This window comes from Pseudomonas sp. NPDC086112, assembly GCF_044746425.1.
Classification (GTDB): Bacteria; Pseudomonadota; Gammaproteobacteria; order Pseudomonadales; family Pseudomonadaceae; genus Aquipseudomonas.
Genome location: NZ_JBIVCD010000102.1, coordinates 1 through 1,087 on the forward strand (window position 1 = coordinate 1; position 1,087 = coordinate 1,087).

At 58.4% G+C, this 1,087-nt stretch carries 1 protein-coding gene; it reads right to left on the bottom strand.

Translation table 11 applies throughout. From position 1 onward, the window contains the following. The coding region (gene nusA, locus ACIPLA_RS28240) for a transcription termination factor NusA (protein WP_401177763.1) at window positions 1–1,087 on the bottom strand (1,087 nt) is incomplete at both ends.

The following is a 1,087-nucleotide window of genomic DNA, read 5'->3' on the forward strand; positions in this document are numbered from 1 at the left end:
GTCTTCGTCGACTTCCAGCTCGTCGATGAATTTGCTCAGGATGTCGCCGGTTTCTGCTTGCTGCTTAGCCTGGATGTCCGATTCGGTCATCACGTTCAGGGTCCAGCCAGTCAACAGGCTAGCCAGACGCACGTTCTGACCACCGCGACCGATGGCCTGAGCCAGATTGTCTGCGCCAACGGCGATGTCCATTGCATGGGCATCTTCGTCAACGATAATTGCCGCCACTTCAGCCGGCGACATTGCATTGATCACGAACTGCGCCGGGTTATCGTCCCACAGGACGATATCCACACGCTCACCGCCCAACTCGCCGGACACTGCCTGGACGCGCGAACCGCGCATACCGATGCAAGCGCCTTGCGGGTCAATGCGTTTGTCCTTGGAGCGGACCGCGATCTTGGCGCGCGAACCCGGGTCGCGGGACGCAGCCATTACTTCGATCAGGCCTTCAGCAATTTCCGGCACTTCGATGCGGAACAACTCGATCAGCATTTCCGGCGCGGTACGCGACAGGATCAACTGAGGGCCGCGGTTCTCGGTGCGGATTTCCTTGAGCAGCGCACGCAGACGCACGCCAACCCGGAAGGTTTCGCGAGAAATGATGTCTTCACGGGCCAGCAACGCTTCAGCGTTATTGCCCAGGTCGACGATCACGTTGTCGCGGGTGACTTTCTTCACGGTGCCGGAGATGATTTCCCCCAGGCGCTCGCGGTAGGCGTCGACGACTTGAGCACGCTCGGCTTCGCGAACTTTCTGCACGATGACTTGCTTGGCAGTCTGTGCAGCAATGCGGCCGAACTCGATGGATTCGATCTTTTCTTCGACAACATCGCCGACCTTGGCGCCAGGATGCGTTTCGGCAACCTTGCTTGGCCAGGTTTCGATGGCCGGATCGTCCAGGTCTGCTTCTTCGACGACCGTCCAGCGACGGAATGTCTCGTAAGCACCGGTGTGGCGATTGATTTCCACACGCAGATCGACTTCGTCCTCAAAACGCTTTTTGGTAGCAGTGGCCAGAGCCAGCTCCAGCGCTTCAAAAATTACGTTTGCCGGTACGCCCTTTTCATTGGATACCGACTCACCA